We start from the raw sequence: 16859 nt of genomic DNA, 5'->3' as shown, positions 1-16859 counted from the left end.
GTTCAGGCTCCGATGGCGTTGCAGATTGCCGTTGCGAGCAGCGCTGACGAGCGCGCGCCCGGGTCCATATGGCCGATCGAGCGCTCGCCCAGAAACGAGGCGCGCCCGCGAATGGCCTTGAGCGGCACGGTGGCGGCGGCAGCCTCGTCGGCGACCGCAGGCAGGCGCGCAGCGAGATCGGCACCGCCGGCGGCGAGCGCGGCCTGCAGGGGTGCCAGCACGTCGAGCATGGTCTTCTGCCCGAGATCGGACTTGCCGCGCGCCTTCACCGCCTCGATCGCGGCGGCCAGCGCCTGCGCCACATCCGCGATCGTCGGATCGGGCGGGAGCTCCTTGCCGAGCGCCATGAACAAGGTTCCGTAGAGCGGTCCCGACGCGCCGCCGACCTTCATGACCAGCGTCGTGCCGATCGCCTTCAATGCGTCGGGCAACGGCTTTGCGACGATCGTGTCCGTCTCCGCCAGTACCGCCTCGAAACCGCGCTTCATGTTCAGGCCGTGATCACCGTCGCCGATGGCCTGGTCGAGCGCCGTCAATTCGTCGGCATGCGCCACGACCGTCCCGGCCATCGCCTCGATCAGCTTTTTCTTCAGCGCCTCATCCATGGTTCACCTCACCCGCTGGCCGTCGGCGGCGAAGAACAGGGGCTTGCGCAGGGTCACGGCCACCTCGTCGCCGACATCGAGCCCTTCATCGGGATCGACCAGGCTGACGATCTGCTGCCGGTTCACATCGATATGCAGATGGTTCTGGTCGCCGAGCCGCTCGATCCAGTTCACCTTGCCTGTCACCGCACCGGTGTTCGCCTTGGCAATGGCGAGGTGTTCCGTACGCACGCCGATGGTGGCCGTGGCGCTCGGCGCCTCCAATGCGGGGAAGAGCGCGCGTGGCAGCAGGTTGATGCCGGGACTGCCGAGGCGGGTGGCGACATAGATGTCGGCGGGATCCTCATAGATGCTGCGCGGCGTGCCGATCTGCACGAGCCGGCCCTGGTTGATCACGCCGATGCGCGAGGCCAGCGTCATCGCCTCGGTCTGATCATGCGTGACGTAGAGCATGGTCGCGCCGAGATCCTGCTGGATGCGCTTCAGCTCGATGCGCAGTTCCGAGCGCAGCTTGGCGTCGAGCGAGGAAAGCGGTTCGTCCATCAGGTAAACGGACGGGCGGCGCACCAGCGCACGACCGATCGCGACGCGCTGCATCTGGCCACCGGACAGCTGCGTCGCGCGGCTGCCCAGCTTGTCCTCGATCCTGAGCAGCCGCGCCACCTCGTGCACAGCGCGCCGGACCTCGTCTTCCGGCGTGCGCCGCGTCGGCGAGCGCAGGGGGAAGGCGAGATTGTCGAAGACGCTGAGATGCGGATAGAGCGAATATTGCTGGAACACGAAGGTGACGTCGCGGGCCGCCGGCGGCAGGCCCGTGACATCGACGCCGCCGATGAAGACCCGGCCCGCATCCGGGGTCTCCAGCCCGGCCACGAGGCGTAAGGCCGTCGTCTTGCCCGCGCCCGTCGGCCCCAGCAGCACGATGAACTCGCCATCGGCGATGGCGAGCGACAGCTCGGCCACGGCCGTCACCGGGCCGAACCGCTTGGAGACCTGCGCCAGCGTGATCTCAGCCATGGGCGCGCCTCGTCGTGACCGCCTCATGCAGCACGGAGCGGATCGCCTTGCCCGTCGCGGCATCGAACAGCGAGAGCCGCTCCGGCCGGAACGAAAGGCTGACCCGGTCGCCGGCCGCCGCCCGAACATGGGCAGGCAGACGCGCCTTGAGCGTGCCGCGGGGCGTGGCGAGCGTGACGATCTGGGTCGTGCCGAGATATTCGGCGCCGAAGATTTCGGCGGGAATGGCGCCGCCCGGCCGACCGGGATCGCCGATGATGACCTGTTCGGGCCGAACGCCCAGCGCCAGCGGCCCGGATGCGCGGCTCTCGCGCAGCTCGGGCAGAGCGATCGCGGCGGCGTCGATCGTGACCGAGGCCGAGCCTGCCATTGCCGTTCCCTCGAAATGGATGAAATTCATCGCGGGCGAGCCGATGAAATCCCCGACGAACATCGAGTTCGGCCGGTCGTATATCTCCTGTGGCGAGCCGAGCTGCTCGATCACGCCGTCATTCATCACCGCGATCTTGTCGGCCATCGACATGGCCTCGAGCTGATCATGGGTGACATAGACGGTGGTCGCCTTCAGCCGGTCGTGCAGCGCGCGCAGCTCGCCACACATCAGATGGCGGAACTCGGCATCGAGCGCGCCGAGCGGCTCGTCCATCATGAAGGCCTTCGGCTCGCGTACGATGGCGCGCCCGAGCGCGACCCGCTGCCGGTCGCCGCCCGAGAGCCCCGAGACCGGCTTGTCCAAGAGATGCTCGATGCGCAAGGTTCGCGCCGCCTCCTCCACCCGCCGCCGCGTCTCGGCCTTCGGCACGCCCATCGAGACCAGCGGGAAGGAGATGTTCCTGCGCACGTTCATATGCGGGTAGAGCGCGAAGAGCTGGAACACCATGGCGATGTCGCGTTCGCGCGCCCGCTTGAACGTGACCTCCTCGCCGTCGAGCCGGATCGAGCCCGACGAGGGCAGTTCGAGCCCGGCGACCATGCGCAGCGTCGTCGTCTTGCCGCAGCCGGACGGCCCGAGCAGGCAGAAGAAATCGCCGTTCTCGACCGTGAAGCTCGTATCCCGCACCGCCGTGAAGGCGCCGAACCGCTTGACCAGATTGTCGACCCGGATTTCGGCCATGGCTTACTCCGGGAATTTGGTGACGAAGGTAAACATCACCACGCCGATGAGCGTGGTGACGAAGGAATAGCCGTAGAGCGTCAGCGAGAAGGGTTGCAGCAGCATCAGCACGCCGGCCGCGATCAGCACCGTCGCCAGCGTCTCCATCGGCCCGCGCCGCAGCGGCTTGGGCCAGCGCGATGCCGGCGCGGGTTCAGGCTCCCGAGGATGAGTCGCGTGCAGGTTCATTTGCGCACCGCCCCAAACGTGATGCCGCGCAGCAGGTGCTTGCGCAGCAGCACCGTGAAAACCAGGATCGGGATCAGGAACAGCGTCGTCCCGGCCGCGACTGCCGGCCAGTCCTGCCCGCCCTCGCCGATGATGATCGGGATGAAGGGCGGCGCGGTCTGGGCCGTGCCGGAGGTCAGCAGCACCGCGAAGGCATATTCGTTCCAGGCGAAGATCAGGCAGAAGATCGCGGTCGCGACGATGCCGGTCGTGGCCTGCGGCAGCACGACCTTGCGGAAGGCCTGCAGCCGGGTATAGCCGTCGATCATCGCCGCCTCCTCATATTCGCGCGGGATCTCGTCGATGAAGCCCTTGAGCAGCCAGACCGCCAGCGAGACGTTGACCGAGGTGTAGAGCAGGATCATCCCGAGCCGCGTGTCGGAGAGGCCGAGCTCGCGGTACATCAGGAAGATCGGGATCGCGACGGCGATGGGCGGCATCATCCGCGTCGACAGGATGAAGAACAGCAGATCGTCCTTCAAAGGCACCTTGAAGCGCGAGAAGGCATAGGCCGCGCAGGTGCCCAGCCCCACCGAGAGCAGCGTCGAGCCGAAGGCGATGATCAGCGAATTGACGAAGCGCGGCACGTAATTGGACGGGCCGACCACCACCATGCTGCGCGAACGCGTGATCGCTTCGCAGTCGGACTTCGCCGGCGGGAGCGAGGCGAGATAGTCCGCCGTCTGGCGCGAGCGGGCGTTGAACAGATTGCAATAGCCTTCGATCGAAGGCTCGAAGTGCAGGAAGGGCACGACCTTCGGCGGGTAGGAGATCGAGTCCGGCGGCGTCTTGATGCTGGTCAGGCCGATCCAGATCAGCGGCACGAGCGCCACCAGCGCGTAGAGCACCACGATCGCGCCGGCGAGCAGCTTGACCCGGCCGCTTGGCGCAACGACGGAATGGGCGGTGGAGGTCGCGCCGCTCATCGTGCCTTCACCTTGTTCAGTGCCTTCACATAGATGTTCGCCAGCCCGAACACGGTGACGAACAGGATGATCGCAAAGGCCGAGGAATAGCCGGTGCGCCAGGCCTCGAAGGCGGCGCGCTTGAGCGTGATGGAGGCGAGTTCGGTGGTCGAGCCCGGCCCGCCCGAGGTCAGGAGGTTGACCATGTCGAACATCTTGAAGTTCTCGATGCCGCGGAACAGCACCGCCAGCATGATGAAGGGCAGGCACATCGGCAGCGTGATCGAGATGAACTGCCGCCAGTTGCTGGCCCGGTCGACCTCGGCCGCCTCGTAGATGTAGTCCGGGATCGAGCGCAGGCCGGCAAGGCAGATCAGCATCACATAAGGCGTCCACATCCAGGTATCGACGATGATGATCGCCCAGGGGCTCAAGGTGACGTCGCCGAGCATCTGGAAGGACGAAGGCGCAAGCCCGGAGAAGAACGAGACCACGTAGTTGAACAGGCCGATCTGCGGCTGGTACAGGAAGGTCCAGAAATTGCCGACCACGGCCGGCGACAGCATCATCGGGATCAGGATCAGCGTGGTCCAGAAGCCGTGGCCGCGGAACTTGCGATCGATCAGATAAGCCAGCGCGAAGCCGATCACGGTCTGCAGCAGGATCGTCCAGAACACGAAATGCGCGGTGGCCTGCATGCGCTGCCAGATTTCAGGATCGGACAGGATGGTCTGGTAGTGCTCGATCCCGACATTGCGCAGCGGCGCGAACGGGCGGTTGGCGCGGTAATTCGTGAAGGAGAGCTGGATCGTCCAGATCAGCGGAAACAGATTGATCGCCAGCAGCAGGATCATCGTCGGCGCGATGAACAGCCAGGCGATGGTCCGGTCCGAGAGACCGCGGACCTGATGGACTATCGGGACAGAGGGCGCGCGCATCGCCTTGGCGCTCCTGATACCGCTGATGTCGCTCGCATTCATGGCTCAAGCACCGTTTGCAGGCAAAATCGGGGGCTGGCTGCGCCTTCAGAAGGCGCAGCCCTTGGCTTGTGTCGTGGGCTTGTGTCCTGGGCAGTCCCGCCTCAGAGCTTGCCGTCTTCCTTGAAGACCTTGGTCCAGTCCTGGATCAGCAGGTCGAGCGCCTGCTTGGCCGTGCCCTTGTCCGCGACCACGTAGTCGTGGATGCGCGCCTGCTCCGCCTGCATCAGCTGCGCGTAGGAGGGCTCAGCCCAGAAATCGACGACCTGCCCCATGGCGACGAGGAAATCGGCGGCGAAGGGCGTGGACTTGGCGAAGCCGGGATCGTTCAGCACGCCCTTGTGGCAGGTATAGCCGCCGAGCTCCCACCATTTCTTCTGCACGTCGAGCGAGGCGAACCATTTGATATAGGCCAGCGCCTCGGCCTGGTTGGCCGAATAGGACACCACCGAAAGGCCCTGCCCGCCGAGTTGCGAACCCGTCTCCTTCTCGGCCGGATTGACGAAGAAGCCGATCTTGTCGCCGCCGACATTGGGATCCTTGAACAGGCCGGGGAAGAACGCGAACCAGTTCATCTGCAGGGCCGCCTGCCCGGATTTGAAGGCGTCGAGCCCCTCCTGCATATAGGCGTTGGAGTAACCCGGCGGGGTGCAGCACTTGTACAGGGACTTGTAGAACTCCAGGCCCTTCACCGCGTCGTCGGAGTTGACGAAGCCGGCCATGGCATAGGGCTTCTTCGGGTCCTGGTATTTGAAGCCGAAGGGATAGAGCGCGTTGGCGACGCCCATGGTGATGCCTTCCGAGCCGCGCTCGGTGAAGATCGCCGCGCCATAGACCTTCTTGCCATCGACGTCGCGGCCCTGGAAGAACTCGGCGATCTGCTTCAGCTCGGTCTGCGTCTTGGGCGCGGCGAGATCGCGATTATACTTGGCCTTGAATTCGGCCTGCAGCGCCGGCTTGGCGAACCAGTCCTTGCGATAGGTCCAGCCGAGCGCGTCTCCCATCGCCGGCAGCGCCCAGTAGTTCGGCGTGCCCTTGGGCCATTCGGCATAGCCGGCGACGGTCGCGGGCATGAAGTCATCGATCTTGATGCCTTCCTTGGCGAAGAAGTCGTTCAGCTTCACATAGTGCTTGTTCTCGGCGGAGCCGCCGATCCATTGCGAGTCGCCGATGATCAGGTCGCAGAGCTTGCCCTTCGAATTGAGCTCGTTGAGCATCCGGTCGGCGAAGTTCGGCCAGGGCACGAACTCGAACTTCATGGCGATATTGGTCTTGGCGGTGAAGTCCTTGGAAAGTTCGACCAGCGCATTGGCCGGATCCCAGGCCGCCCAGCACAACGTCAGCGACTTGCCCTGCGCCTGAGCGGCGGGGGCAGCCAGCGCTGCGCTCCCGGCGATGGTCGCGGCAAGCATCCATGTCCTGATTGTGTTCATGTTGTCCCTCCCTTGGCATGCCGTCACCAGCCGTCATTGGGGTGACGGGCGAACCTGCGCGACCGCGAAGGGCACAGCCGGAAGAAGGGGCACGGCCGACGCGGGACGTTTCCTCACGCCGCCTCGGAACGAGTCGTCCGAGTTCAGCGATTTGTTTAGTAGATCGCCAATCACTAAACATGTCAAGCAAGGGCCACGGCAGATAACATGCTGCAATGCGGTGGTTTATGCCGCGGTGCAAAAGTTTAGCGAACTCGCGGATAGGGTCAGGCTGGCGCTGCATCGCCCGCAATGCGCGCTGAAGTGGAGGCAGGTTTATCCGGCAAATCCACCAAGCGGCCGATCGAGCGTGGAAGATGATCGGCCTGTTCGAACAGCAGACCGAATTACGGCGACAGTTTACTTAATTTTGGCTTGGGCCCGGAATTACGGCGACAGTTTACTTAATTTGGAATTACGGGGACAGTTTACTTAATTTTGGCTTGGGCCCGCGCTTTTGCGGCGCAAGCGCGCGGCCGGCTGCCGTTTCAAGCGTAGCGATCCACGACGGCGCGCCCAATGGACGGCCGGTCGTCTCCGCCAGGCGAAGGGCATTGGCCGCAGCCGCGTCCTCTTCTGTCTCCAGCAGACTGGCGAAATCGGGAAAGCGCTCCAGCACCGGCCCGAGATCGGTCAGGCCATCGGCATGCCCGCTCAGATGGGCGCGGACGCTCGACCACGGCCATTCTTCAGCCCGGGCGACGAGGCGGGCCCGCACCGGATTGAGGCTGACATAGCGCACAGCATGGGCAAGGTGGCCCTCGTCCATGACGACCGAACCGAAGCGCCCCTGCCAGAGGTGCCCGGTCCAGCGGTTGCGGGCATTGATCCGCGCCGTGTAGCGCCGATGCGTCTCGCCGAGCAGAGCGCGCAGGCCATCGGGCGTCTCGGGAACAGCCAGGAGATGGACGTGGTTCGGCATCAGGCACCAGGCGATCAGCCGCGTACCGGATTTGGGCGCATAGGCCTTCAGGAGCCCGATATAGGCCTCGTAGTCGTCGTCCCCGAAGAACACGCGCTCGCGCCGGTTCCCGCGCTGCGTGACATGATGGGCAAGGCTGGGAACCACGAGGCGGGCGAGACGGGTCATGCGCGCACGCTAGCAGTGCGGAGTAATTAGTAAACTGTCACCGTAATGAGCGGTTGCGGGCATTGATCCGCGCCGTGTAGCGCCGATGCGTCTCGCCGAGCAGAGCGCGCAGGCCATCGGGCGTCTCGGGAACAGCCAGGAGATGGACGTGGTTCGGCATCAGGCACCAGGCGATCAGCCGCGTACCGGATTTGGGCGCATAGGCCTTCAGGAGCCCGATATAGGCCTCGTAGTCGTCGTCCCCGAAGAACACGCGCTCGCGCCGGTTCCCGCGCTGCGTGACATGATGGGCAAGGCTGGGAACCACGAGGCGGGCGAGACGGGTCATGCGCGCACGCTAGCAGTGCGGAGTAATTAGTAAACTGTCACCGTAATGTCGAAGCGCCCCAGAGGTGCCCGGTCCAGCGGTTGCGGGCATTGATCCGCGCCGTGTAGCGGCGATGCGTCTCGCCGAGCAGAGCGCGCAGGCCATCGGGCGTCTCGGGAACAGCCAGGAGATGGACGTGGTTCGGCATCAGGCACCAGGCGATCAGCCGCGTACCGGATTTGGGCGCATAGGCCTTCAGGAGCCCGATATAGGCCTCGTAGTCGTCGTCCCCGAAGAACACGCGCTCGCGCCGGTTCCCGCGCTGCGTGACATGATGGGCAAGACTGGGAACCACGAGGCGGGCGAGACGGGTCATGCGCGCACGCTAGCAGTGCGGAGTAATTAGTAAACTGTCACCGTAATGGAATTGGTAATGGCGGCGCGGGGAACCCCTCTCCTGTAAGGAGAGGGGCAGGGGTGAGGTGTAGGCCCCTGGACCAGTTGCGTGATGTCCTTGCCGTCATTGCGAGCGTAGCGAAGCAATCCAGAGGACGTAGAGCGAGCCCTCCTGTTGGGGTGGACGGCCCCCGATCGGCATCTGTGTGCCAAGATGAGGTTGTCGAAACACCATCTGAGGAGGCCGTCCATGGATCAGGTTATACGCATTGGGTTGGATACGTCGAAGCGTCTTTTTCAACTGCACGGGGTCGACGCGGCGGAGCGAGTGGTGCTGAAGCGCAAGCTGAGCCGGTCGGCGATGGAGGCGTTCTTCGCCCGTCTTCCGCCGACGTTGGTGGTCCTGGAGGCGTGCGGGGCCTCGCATCACTGGGCCAGGGTGCTGACGGCGATGGGTCACGATGTGCGGCTGATCGCGCCGCAGCTCGCCAAGCCCTATGTGAAGCGTGGCAAGAACGACGCGGCCGATGCGGAGGCCTTGTGCGAGGCGGCCGGGCGGCCGAGCATGCGCTTCGTGCCGATGAAGAGCGCCGGGCAGCAGGCCGACCTGATGTTGGCCGGGATGCGGGAACGGCTGGGGCGGCGGCGGACGCAGCTCGCCAACACGATCCGGGGCTATGGGGCCGAGTTCGGCCATGTGGGAGCCAAAGGCGCCGCGCATGTGCGCCCGCTCCTGGAGACGGTGCAGGACGATCCGGAGATCCCGCCCCTGGCCCGAGAGATGTTCGCCGAGCTCGCCCTCGAACTCGCCGAGCTCGAAGAGCGCCTTTGTGCCATCGAGGTGCGGCTGAAGGCCTGGCATCTTGCGAACGAGGCCTCGCGCCGGCTGGCCGAGGTGCCGGGGATCGGCCCGATCATCGCCACCACGCTCGTGATGAAGACGCCCCATCCCGAAGCCTTCCGGTCGGGGCGGGATTTCGCGGCCTGGATCGGACTGACGCCGAAGGACCACTCGACCGCCGGCAAAACCCGCCTCGGCCGGATCACGCGGGCCGGCGACGAGACCTTGCGCAGCCTCCTCGTGGTCGGCGCGACGGCGGTCGTCTGGCAGGTGCGGCGCGGCAAGGCCCGGCGGCCGATGCCCTGGCTCACGAGCCTGCTCGCCCGCAAGCCACCCAAGCTCGCCGCGATCGCACTCGCCAACAAGCTCGCCCGCATCGCCTGGGCCCTCCTGGCGAGGGGCGGACGCTATCGCACGAGCGACGCGCGGCCAGAGGCCTGCCCGGCCGCTGCCTGACCGAGATCCCGGCGCGGACACCAACCTCCGCCGCGCCGGCGAGCCGAGCTTGCAAGACAAGGAGCAGATGGTGGGATCGGTCGATCCTCGACGAGGGCGATGCCGCGCAATCCAGTGGCCGTCACAGGTCGCTATCCTGTTTGGCTCCCTCGCCGCGGAAACCATCTTGGCCAGCGGAAACCCCGCACAAACAGGCCGGACACATGACCGCAAGCGACCAGACCAACCACAGCTTCCATCTTGCAAATAAGGGGCCGTCCACACATGGATTGCTTCGCTGCGCTCGCAATGACGATGGAGCAGCGGTGAGGTCACGGCCAAAGCGTCAAACGGCCGACACCTCACCCTGCCCTCTCCTTACAGGAGAGGGTTCCCCGCGCCTGTCTGTGCGTGCTTTCCCTTCTCCACGCGAGAGGACAAGGAAAGAGCGGGGGATGAACGGCCTGCGATCACAGCCCCGCTGTCGCAGCGCTCCCATGGTAATTTGAGGCCGCAACGCGTCGTTCAATCCTCGTCTTCGCGGGCGCGTCCGGTTTCGACCAGGATCTCACGTTTTCCGGCATGGTTGGCGGGGCCGACGATGCCTTCGTTCTCCATCCGCTCCATGATCGAGGCGGCGCGGTTGTAGCCGATCTGGAGGCGGCGCTGGATATAGGAGGTCGAGGCCTTCTTGTCGCGCAGCACCACCGCCACCGCCTGGTCGTAAGGGTCGTCGCTCTCGGCCTGGCCCATCGCGCTCTTGTCGAAGACGGCGCCGTCCTCGCCCTCAGCTGAGCCCTCCTCCTCCTCGGAGGTGACGGCTTCGAGATATTGCGGGCGGCCTTGCGTCTTCAGGTGGGCGACGACCTTCTCGACCTCGGCGTCGGAGACAAAAGGACCGTGAACGCGGGTGATGCGCCCGCCACCGGCCATGTAGAGCATGTCGCCCTGGCCGAGCAGCTGCTCGGCGCCCTGCTCGCCGAGAATCGTGCGCGAGTCGATCTTGGAGGTGACCTGGAAGGAGATCCGGGTCGGGAAGTTCGCCTTGATCGTGCCGGTGATGACGTCGACGGAGGGGCGCTGCGTCGCCAGCACGACATGGATGCCGGCCGCGCGCGCCATCTGGGCCAGCCGCTGGATCGTGCCCTCGATCTCCTTGCCGGCGACCATCATCAGATCGGCCATCTCGTCGACGATGACGACGATATAGGGCAGAGGCTCGAGGTCCATGACCTCCTCCTCATAGATCGCCTCGCCGGAATGCTTGTCGAAGCCGGTCTGCACGGTGCGGGTGATGACCTCGCCGGCGGCCTTGGCCTCGCCGACGCGGGCGTTGAAGCCGTCGATGTTGCGCACCGAGACCTTCGACATCTTCTTGTAGCGCTCCTCCATCTCGCGCACCGCCCATTTCAGCGCCACGACCGCCTTCTTCGGGTCGGTGACGACGGGGGTGAGCAGATGGGGAATGCCGTCATAGACGGAGAGTTCGAGCATCTTGGGATCGACCATGATCAGGCGGCACTCCTCCGGCTTCAGCCGGTAGAGCAGCGACAGGATCATGGTGTTGATCGCCACCGACTTGCCCGAGCCGGTGGTGCCGGCGACGAGCAGATGCGGCATCCGGGCGAGATCGACGATCACCGGCTCGCCGCCGATGGTCTTGCCCAGCCCCAAGGCGAGCTTGTGCTTGGAGCTCTCGAAATCCTGGCTGGCCAACAATTCGCGCAGGAAGACGGTCTCGCGCTTGGCGTTGGGCAGTTCGATGCCGATGGCGTTCTTGCCCTGGACCACGGCGACGCGGGCTGCGATCGCGCTCATCGAGCGGGCGATGTCGTCAGCCAGCGCAATCACCCGCGAGGATTTGGTCCCCGGCGCCGGCTCAAGCTCGTAAAGCGTCACCACCGGGCCGGGGCAGGCCTGGACGATTTCGCCACGGACGTTGAAATCCTCGAGCACGCCCTCGAGAAACCCGGCATTCTGCTGCAGGATTTCGGTGGGAACGGTGGCTTCGAATGTCCGCGGCGGCTCCGCCAGAATCGTGATCGGCGGCAGCTCGAAGACTGCCGGCTGCACGGGCTGCGAACGCGTCTGCGCAACAAGGCGGGTTGGAACGATGCGGGGAGACTCAATGCGAGACGGCTCCATGCGAGACGGCTCGATACGAGACGGCTCGACGCGAGAAGGCTTGGCTGCCTGCGCCACCCCGGTTTCGCGGGTCTTGCGCGTGACGACGATCCCGCGGCCAGCAGCGGGGATGGCATCAGTGGCGGATGAGGCGTCCAAGGCAAGCGGGACGGCACGTGACGTGACAGGTGAAGTGGCCGCAGGGCCCCTGCCCTGGCCGGCATCGGAGCGTGACCGCGGCGATAGCTTGACGCTCACTGTGTAGGCCTGGCTCGCGCTCGTCCAGCGCTCGGCGGGATCGGCTGCCGGCAGGGTTGGCAGGGTTACGGGAACAGACAACGCTACGGGAACAGCGACGCCCTTGCGGGGAGCGATAGGGGCCGCCTCGGCGAGCCCGAAGAGCGCTGCGCCTGCAATGGCGGGCTCGATCTTGTCGACAAGCCGCTCGGCTTCGACATCCCGCGGACCGCTTTCGGGCAAAAACTCCCAGAAGGCGTGATCGGAGATCAAGGCGAAGGGCGTCGAGGCCGCGCCATCAGCCGCCGGGGCTGCATCATCCCGCACCGCAGCAGCTTCGGCCTCGCCGTCACGCAAGGCCTCGCCATCATGAAGTGCGTGATCGGCCTCCGGCACCGCCAGGGGAAGCATCTCCGGCTCGGCCGGCTGCTTCAGCAGGCGGTCCGGCGTGCGCCAATAGCGCACCTCGCTGCGCTTCGATTGGCTCGGCTCCGATTTGGGAATCCCGGCCGGATTGTCGATGCCAGCGGATGCCGCAATCATAGCTTGGCCGGCCCCGTGTGCTTGGACTCCGTATGCGTGGCCCCCATATGCCGGGGCCCCTTGCGCTGGCGCCGCCTTCAGGACCGGGTTTCCGCGCCTGAGCCGGTTGGGTGCCGGAACAGCCGGCAATGTTTTGATTTCGGCCTTTTCACGCGCCTCAGGACCGACCGGCCGATCGATGCGGGACGCGGGAAATCGCTCGGAAACGGCATCCTGCGGCAGGCTGTCAACGTCGAACTCAGGCATCTGATACCGCAGGTTTTGGAGATTTACTGACCGCCCACAGGCCTAGTTGGGCAGGGTTAAGAGGCGATAAATGTTCCCATGCCGAGGGCGTTTTTGCGCGAGGCGGAGACCGGTTTGCGTCAGGAAAACGCGTTGAAACAAAGAGTTGTAGCGCTCTGTTCATCTTCCAAATCACGCCGCCGTAGCCCTCGGGTCCGATCTTCGATCGGCCCGAGGATAAGCGCTGCTGAGACACAGGCATCCGAAGCGCGTCATGGTCGCGCTTGACCTACTGCTGTCCGGTTGGGGGTTTGGCCCCTGAGCAGATCATGCACGACTCTCCCCTCACGGGCGAAGGTGACGCGAAGTGCCGGATGAAGGGCGCGGGGAACCCTTCTCCCGTGTGGGAGAAGGGCAGGGATTGTCCAGCGGATAGGTTGGTTACAATTTAGCCTGGGTAGATTGGTGACAGTTTCTGGCCTTGGTGGTCGATGAGGCCGATGGGTTGTTTGTAGAACCAGACGCACCAGCCGTGCTCTGTCGCTTCGAGGGCTACGGGCTCACCTTTGAGGGCGGAGCAGATCTGTACGAGGCGGCCCTCGATCTTGATCTCGCCGTTGCTACGCACCCTGCGGATGGTTCGATCGGACGGGTAGTCGGGTTGGGGAAGTTTGTCGGGCATGGACCGGGGCGAAGGATTGTAGAAGCTGGCGGGGGGCTTCTGGCCAAGGGCCTGATGGGGCCGTTCGTGGTTGTAGTCGCGTCGGAAGGCTTCCAGGCGCTGAGCCTGGGCGGCGCGGTTGAGTGAAGCGGGCCGCATGGCTTCCAGCAGGGTGAGATGGAAGCGTTCGAGGCGGCCATTTTCCTGAGGAGAACCGGGCCGGGTGCGCTCGGGCTGGATGCCCAGCTTGATCCACCAGGCCGACAGGGCGCTGAGCCCGGAGGCGCTGGTGGAGGCGAAGGGCGGGCCGTTGTCGGAACGGATGACCTCGGGCAGGCCATAGACCTGGAAGGCGCGTTGCATGACCGGCTTGGCCTGGGCGGTGTGGACGCCGTCGCCCGCCGAGACCGCCAGGACGAAGCGGCTGTAGCTGTCGGCCAGGGTCAGCGGCTCGCAGCGCTCGCCGTCGCCCAGGGTGACCCAACCCTTGTGGTCCACAGCCCAGACGTGGTTCGGCCGCTCGGGTGTGGTCAGCGCGCCCAGCCGGGGCGGGGGACGGCGTCGGAGGCGGCGGCCCGATATCAGGCCCTGGCGCTTGAGGATCTCGTGCGCCGTCGAATGCGATGGCCAGGACAAGTCCGGATGCAGCTGCTCAAGCTTAGCCACGATCTTGCGCGGACCCCAGCTCGGCCGCGCCCGTCGCAGGTCCAGGATCTTCTCCACCAACGGCGCAGGCGTCGCCAGCCCGTGCGCAAGCGGCGCCGATGACCGGTTCGCAAGCCCCGACGCGCCCTCAGCCTCATAGCGCGCCCGCCACTTGTACCCAGCTTTGCGACTGATCCCGTAAACCTCGCAAAGCTCGGTCATCGACACGTCGCCCGCCAGCCAGTCGGCTATGAAACGCACCCGTTCGTCCATGGCACAGCTCTCTCGCCACGGCATGGTCCAGCCCTCCCAACTATCCAGGGAAAAACTGTCACCCTTCTATCCGGGCTCGTCTGTCACCAATCTATCCAGGCAGGACAGGATGAGGGCCCGCCGCTCGTTATTGAGGCGCAACGGAGCCGCAGCGCCTTCTACTGAAAGGGCACACCCTCACCCCTGCCCCTCTCCCATCCGGGAGAGGGGTTCCCCGCGCCTACCTCATTCGTCCCCGCCCGCTGGAAAGCCTTCAATGAATGGAGCTTTTCGATCAGACGCACGCGGCGAACCGGACAGTCGGGGGGCTTGACCCAACCATCTCTGACTTCAGCTAGCTGGTCATGAGATTCTCGGGGCAAGCCCGAGAATGGCGCTCTCCGATGGATCCCGGCGCTGCGCGGCTTCGCCGCTTGTCCGGGATGACGGCGTGGTTCCGAGGATGAACGGCATGCGCCAGGAGATTGTCTAGAAACCTCCAAGCCTCATCCTTCAAGACGCTGCTTCGCAGCTCCTCGGGATGAGGGCTGCAGGATGAGTGAATCACCAACGGTCTCTAGGGGCCTGCCGCTGTTTCATGGGAGTTGCCCCGCAGATGAGCACTGACCCCGCGCAGCCGCGCCAGTATCTTCCCCGCGGCGAGGACTTCCTGCTGCTCTCGCCGAGCTGGCAGGCCTATGCCTACCGCAATGTCGACCGCATCTTCGCGACGCGGGCGATCGCGCGGGGCGAGGCTGCCTTTCCCCTGGCGCGCGGCCCGGAGATCGCGCCGGACTATGAGCGCGGCGGCGCGCTTTTCGGGGTCGAGGACTATATCCACCGCACCCATATCGCCGGGCTTCTGGTGCTGCAGGGCGACAGCATCCGGCTCGAGCGCTACGGGCTCGGACTTGAGGAGCATCTGCGCTGGTCGTCGATGTCGATGATCAAGTCGCTGACCTCGACGCTGGTGGGCGCGGCCCTCAAGGACGGCGCAATCGCCAGCCTCGATGACGCGGTCTCGCGCTATCTGCCGGCGCTGGGCGGCAGCGCCTATGATGCGGTCAGCGTCCGCAGCCTCATCACCATGTCGTCGGGCGTCGACTGGAACGAGGACTACACCGACCGCACCTCGCATGTGAACCGCTACAGCAAATCGCTGGGCGACAAGGTGCCCGGCGGCGTGCTGGCCATGATGGGCGGCGTGCGCGGCCTGCATCCGCCAGGCAGCCGGTTCAACTACAACACCGGCGACACCTATGTGCTGGGCGCGCTGCTTTCGGCGGCGACCGGACAGACCCTGGCGGACTACATGTCGCGCAAGATCTGGTCGCGCTTCGGCATGGAGTTCGACGCCTTCTATACGCTGGAATCGGAGGGCGGGCAGGAGATCGGCGGCAGCCGCGCCGGCATGGCGCTCCGGGATTTCGGCCGCTTCGGCCTCTTCCTGCTCGGCGGCGGCGTCATCGCCGGCGAGCCCATCCTCCCCGACGGATGGCTCGATGCCGCGGGCTCGCGCGTCTTCGCGCTGGATCCGGCGACAAACAGCTACGGGGCCGATGGCTATGGCTATAGCTGGTGGATCGACCCCGACGGCGCCATGGTCGCCTCCGGCTTCGCCGGCCAGACGCTCTACGTCAATCGCCGCGAGAACGTCGTCATCGTGACGCTGTCATGCCACCCGCAGCCGCCCTTCGCCGCAAGCTACGGCATCGATTTCAAGGCCGAACGCTTCGCCTTCAAGCGGGCCGTGCTCGACCGGCTCTAGGATTGGGCGATGACGCCGGACTTGCGCCGGCGGGACCGGCCGGGCCGGGGCACGCCAACGCGGGGGCGTCTGCATGCTGTCAGGGGTTGAAACCAGGCCCCTCAGCGCCGCTATAAAGGCGCCGGCACGCAATGATGCAATAGAATCGCAGGAAGGACATGCCCGCATGGCCCAGGAACTCACCGGCAAGGAATTCACCGGCAAACGCGTGATCGTGATGGGCGGCAGCCGTGGCATCGGACGCTCCATTGCGCTCGGCTTCGCGGCATCAGGCGCCTCCGTTTCGATCTGTGCGCGGGGCGCAGGACCACTCGAAGCGACGCGCCGGGAGCTCGAGGCGCTCGGCGTCACCGCTCACGCGGCGAGCGTCGACCTCGCCGATGCGGCTGCGATCGAGGCCTATGTGCCCGAAGCGGTGCAGGCGCTGGGCGGGCTGGACGTCCTCGTCAACAACGCCTCGGGCTTTGGCCATTCCGATGACGAGGCGGGCTGGGCAGCCTCGCTCACGATCGACATGATGGCGGTTGTCCGCGGCAGCCATGCCGCGATCCCCCACATGAAACCGGGTTCGTCGATCGTCAACGTCTCGTCGATCTCGGCCCTGCGGGCCTCGTCGCGTTCGGCGCCTTACGGCGCCGTCAAGGCCGCCGTGATGCACTACACGGCGAGCCAGGCGAAGATGCTGTCGCGGCAGGGCATCCGGGTGAACGGCGTCGCGCCCGGTTCGATCGAGTTTCCGGGCGGCAGCTGGGAAGACCGCAGGACCTCCAACCCCGAACTCTATCAGACGACGCTGGCTACCATCCCGTTCGGCCGGATGGGCAAGCCGGAGGAGGTCGCCGAAGTCGTGCTCTTCCTCGCTTCGGCCAAAGCCAGCTGGGTCACCGCCCAGACCATCGTGGTCGATGGCGGGCAACTCGTCGGGCCCTGATCCCGGTTCATCGACGAAGAACCGCGAAGCGTTTCACCGGACTTGCC

15 protein-coding genes are annotated in these 16859 nt (G+C 65.6%); 3 read left to right on the top strand and 12 right to left on the bottom strand.

Going from position 1 to position 16859, the window contains the following annotated elements; all coding sequences use genetic code 11:
- Positions 1-2: 2 nt before the first annotated feature.
- The 10 genes from dhaL to BHK69_RS14265 form a co-directional block, all read right to left on the bottom strand.
- Positions 3-605 (bottom strand): dihydroxyacetone kinase subunit DhaL, encoded by a 603-nt coding sequence (gene dhaL / locus BHK69_RS14310; RefSeq protein WP_069690683.1) that lies wholly within the window; start codon positions 603-605, stop codon positions 3-5.
- Between the two features lie 3 nt (positions 606-608).
- Entirely contained in the window at positions 609-1622 is a 1014-nt protein-coding gene (locus BHK69_RS14305; RefSeq protein WP_069690682.1) for an ABC transporter ATP-binding protein, read from the bottom strand.
- On the bottom strand, positions 1615-2736 hold the full coding sequence (locus BHK69_RS14300) for an ABC transporter ATP-binding protein (protein ID WP_069690681.1): 1122 nt from the start codon (positions 2734-2736) through the stop codon (positions 1615-1617). Before BHK69_RS14300 ends, BHK69_RS14305 begins: the two co-directional genes overlap by 8 nt.
- Positions 2737-2739: 3 nt before the next feature.
- Entirely contained in the window at positions 2740-2964 is a 225-nt protein-coding gene (locus BHK69_RS14295; protein ID WP_069690680.1) for a hypothetical protein, read from the bottom strand.
- Entirely contained in the window at positions 2961-3929 is a 969-nt protein-coding gene (locus tag BHK69_RS14290) for a carbohydrate ABC transporter permease (RefSeq protein ID WP_069690679.1), read from the bottom strand. The genes BHK69_RS14295 and BHK69_RS14290 overlap by 4 nt, the downstream gene beginning before the upstream one ends.
- Positions 3926-4846 carry a carbohydrate ABC transporter permease gene (locus tag BHK69_RS14285; RefSeq protein ID WP_069693659.1) on the bottom strand — a complete coding sequence of 307 codons (921 nt, stop codon included), beginning with the start codon at positions 4844-4846 and terminating at the stop codon, positions 3926-3928. Before BHK69_RS14285 ends, BHK69_RS14290 begins: the two co-directional genes overlap by 4 nt.
- Positions 4847-4989: 143 nt before the next feature.
- Positions 4990-6297 carry an ABC transporter substrate-binding protein gene (locus BHK69_RS14280; protein ID WP_425285569.1) on the bottom strand — a complete coding sequence of 436 codons (1308 nt, stop codon included), beginning with the start codon at positions 6295-6297 and terminating at the stop codon, positions 4990-4992.
- A gap of 475 nt (positions 6298-6772) precedes the next feature.
- Entirely contained in the window at positions 6773-7447 is a 675-nt protein-coding gene (locus BHK69_RS14275) for a transposase (RefSeq protein WP_069690677.1), read from the bottom strand.
- 37 nt (positions 7448-7484) lie between these two features.
- A complete protein-coding gene (locus tag BHK69_RS14270; protein WP_069690676.1) occupies positions 7485-7775 on the bottom strand; it encodes a transposase in 291 nt (96 codons plus the stop codon).
- A gap of 37 nt (positions 7776-7812) precedes the next feature.
- On the bottom strand, positions 7813-8130 hold the full coding sequence (locus tag BHK69_RS14265; RefSeq protein ID WP_069690675.1) for a transposase: 318 nt from the start codon (positions 8128-8130) through the stop codon (positions 7813-7815).
- A 270-nt stretch (positions 8131-8400) separates the two neighbouring features.
- Between BHK69_RS14265 and BHK69_RS14260 the strand changes: the two genes are divergently transcribed.
- Positions 8401-9447, top strand: coding sequence for an IS110 family RNA-guided transposase (locus tag BHK69_RS14260; protein WP_069690292.1), 1047 nt, complete (start codon positions 8401-8403; stop codon positions 9445-9447).
- Between the two features lie 504 nt (positions 9448-9951).
- Here the strand turns inward: BHK69_RS14260 and BHK69_RS33125 are convergent.
- Complete coding sequence (locus BHK69_RS33125; protein ID WP_244548496.1) at positions 9952-12330, bottom strand: DNA translocase FtsK; 2379 nt, start codon at positions 12328-12330, stop codon at positions 9952-9954.
- 673 nt (positions 12331-13003) lie between these two features.
- Positions 13004-14134 carry an IS481 family transposase gene (locus tag BHK69_RS14250; protein ID WP_199578988.1) on the bottom strand — a complete coding sequence of 377 codons (1131 nt, stop codon included), beginning with the start codon at positions 14132-14134 and terminating at the stop codon, positions 13004-13006.
- A 595-nt stretch (positions 14135-14729) separates the two neighbouring features.
- Here BHK69_RS14250 and BHK69_RS14245 point away from each other — a divergent pair.
- Positions 14730-15881, top strand: coding sequence for a serine hydrolase domain-containing protein (locus tag BHK69_RS14245; protein WP_069690674.1), 1152 nt, complete (start codon positions 14730-14732; stop codon positions 15879-15881).
- 166 nt (positions 15882-16047) lie between these two features.
- The gene (locus BHK69_RS14240) at positions 16048-16812 is read left to right on the top strand and encodes an SDR family NAD(P)-dependent oxidoreductase (RefSeq protein WP_069690673.1); all 765 of its coding nucleotides are present in this window, start codon (positions 16048-16050) and stop codon (positions 16810-16812) included.
- The last annotated feature ends 47 nt before the right edge of the window (positions 16813-16859 follow it).

Source organism: Bosea vaviloviae (assembly GCF_001741865.1).
GTDB classification, from domain to species: Bacteria; Pseudomonadota; Alphaproteobacteria; order Rhizobiales; family Beijerinckiaceae; genus Allobosea; species Allobosea vaviloviae.
Note: the sequence above shows the minus strand (reverse complement) of the source record. Positions and strands in the feature narration are given on the sequence as shown.

Coding starts and splice junctions, on each gene's coding strand:
- dhaL (WP_069690683.1), bottom strand. CDS start 605: ATGGATGAGGCGCTGAAGAAAAAGCTGATCGAGGCGATGGCCGGGACG.
- BHK69_RS14305 (WP_069690682.1), bottom strand. CDS start 1,622: ATGGCTGAGATCACGCTGGCGCAGGTCTCCAAGCGGTTCGGCCCGGTG.
- BHK69_RS14300 (WP_069690681.1), bottom strand. CDS start 2,736: ATGGCCGAAATCCGGGTCGACAATCTGGTCAAGCGGTTCGGCGCCTTC.
- BHK69_RS14295 (WP_069690680.1), bottom strand. CDS start 2,964: ATGAACCTGCACGCGACTCATCCTCGGGAGCCTGAACCCGCGCCGGCA.
- BHK69_RS14290 (WP_069690679.1), bottom strand. CDS start 3,929: ATGAGCGGCGCGACCTCCACCGCCCATTCCGTCGTTGCGCCAAGCGGC.
- BHK69_RS14285 (WP_069693659.1), bottom strand. CDS start 4,846: ATGCGCGCGCCCTCTGTCCCGATAGTCCATCAGGTCCGCGGTCTCTCG.
- BHK69_RS14280 (WP_425285569.1), bottom strand. CDS start 6,297: ATGCTTGCCGCGACCATCGCCGGGAGCGCAGCGCTGGCTGCCCCCGCC.
- BHK69_RS14275 (WP_069690677.1), bottom strand. CDS start 7,447: ATGACCCGTCTCGCCCGCCTCGTGGTTCCCAGCCTTGCCCATCATGTC.
- BHK69_RS14270 (WP_069690676.1), bottom strand. CDS start 7,775: ATGACCCGTCTCGCCCGCCTCGTGGTTCCCAGCCTTGCCCATCATGTC.
- BHK69_RS14265 (WP_069690675.1), bottom strand. CDS start 8,130: ATGACCCGTCTCGCCCGCCTCGTGGTTCCCAGTCTTGCCCATCATGTC.
- BHK69_RS14260 (WP_069690292.1), top strand. CDS start 8,401: ATGGATCAGGTTATACGCATTGGGTTGGATACGTCGAAGCGTCTTTTT.
- BHK69_RS33125 (WP_244548496.1), bottom strand. CDS start 12,330: ATGATTGCGGCATCCGCTGGCATCGACAATCCGGCCGGGATTCCCAAA.
- BHK69_RS14250 (WP_199578988.1), bottom strand. CDS start 14,134: ATGGACGAACGGGTGCGTTTCATAGCCGACTGGCTGGCGGGCGACGTG.
- BHK69_RS14245 (WP_069690674.1), top strand. CDS start 14,730: ATGAGCACTGACCCCGCGCAGCCGCGCCAGTATCTTCCCCGCGGCGAG.
- BHK69_RS14240 (WP_069690673.1), top strand. CDS start 16,048: ATGGCCCAGGAACTCACCGGCAAGGAATTCACCGGCAAACGCGTGATC.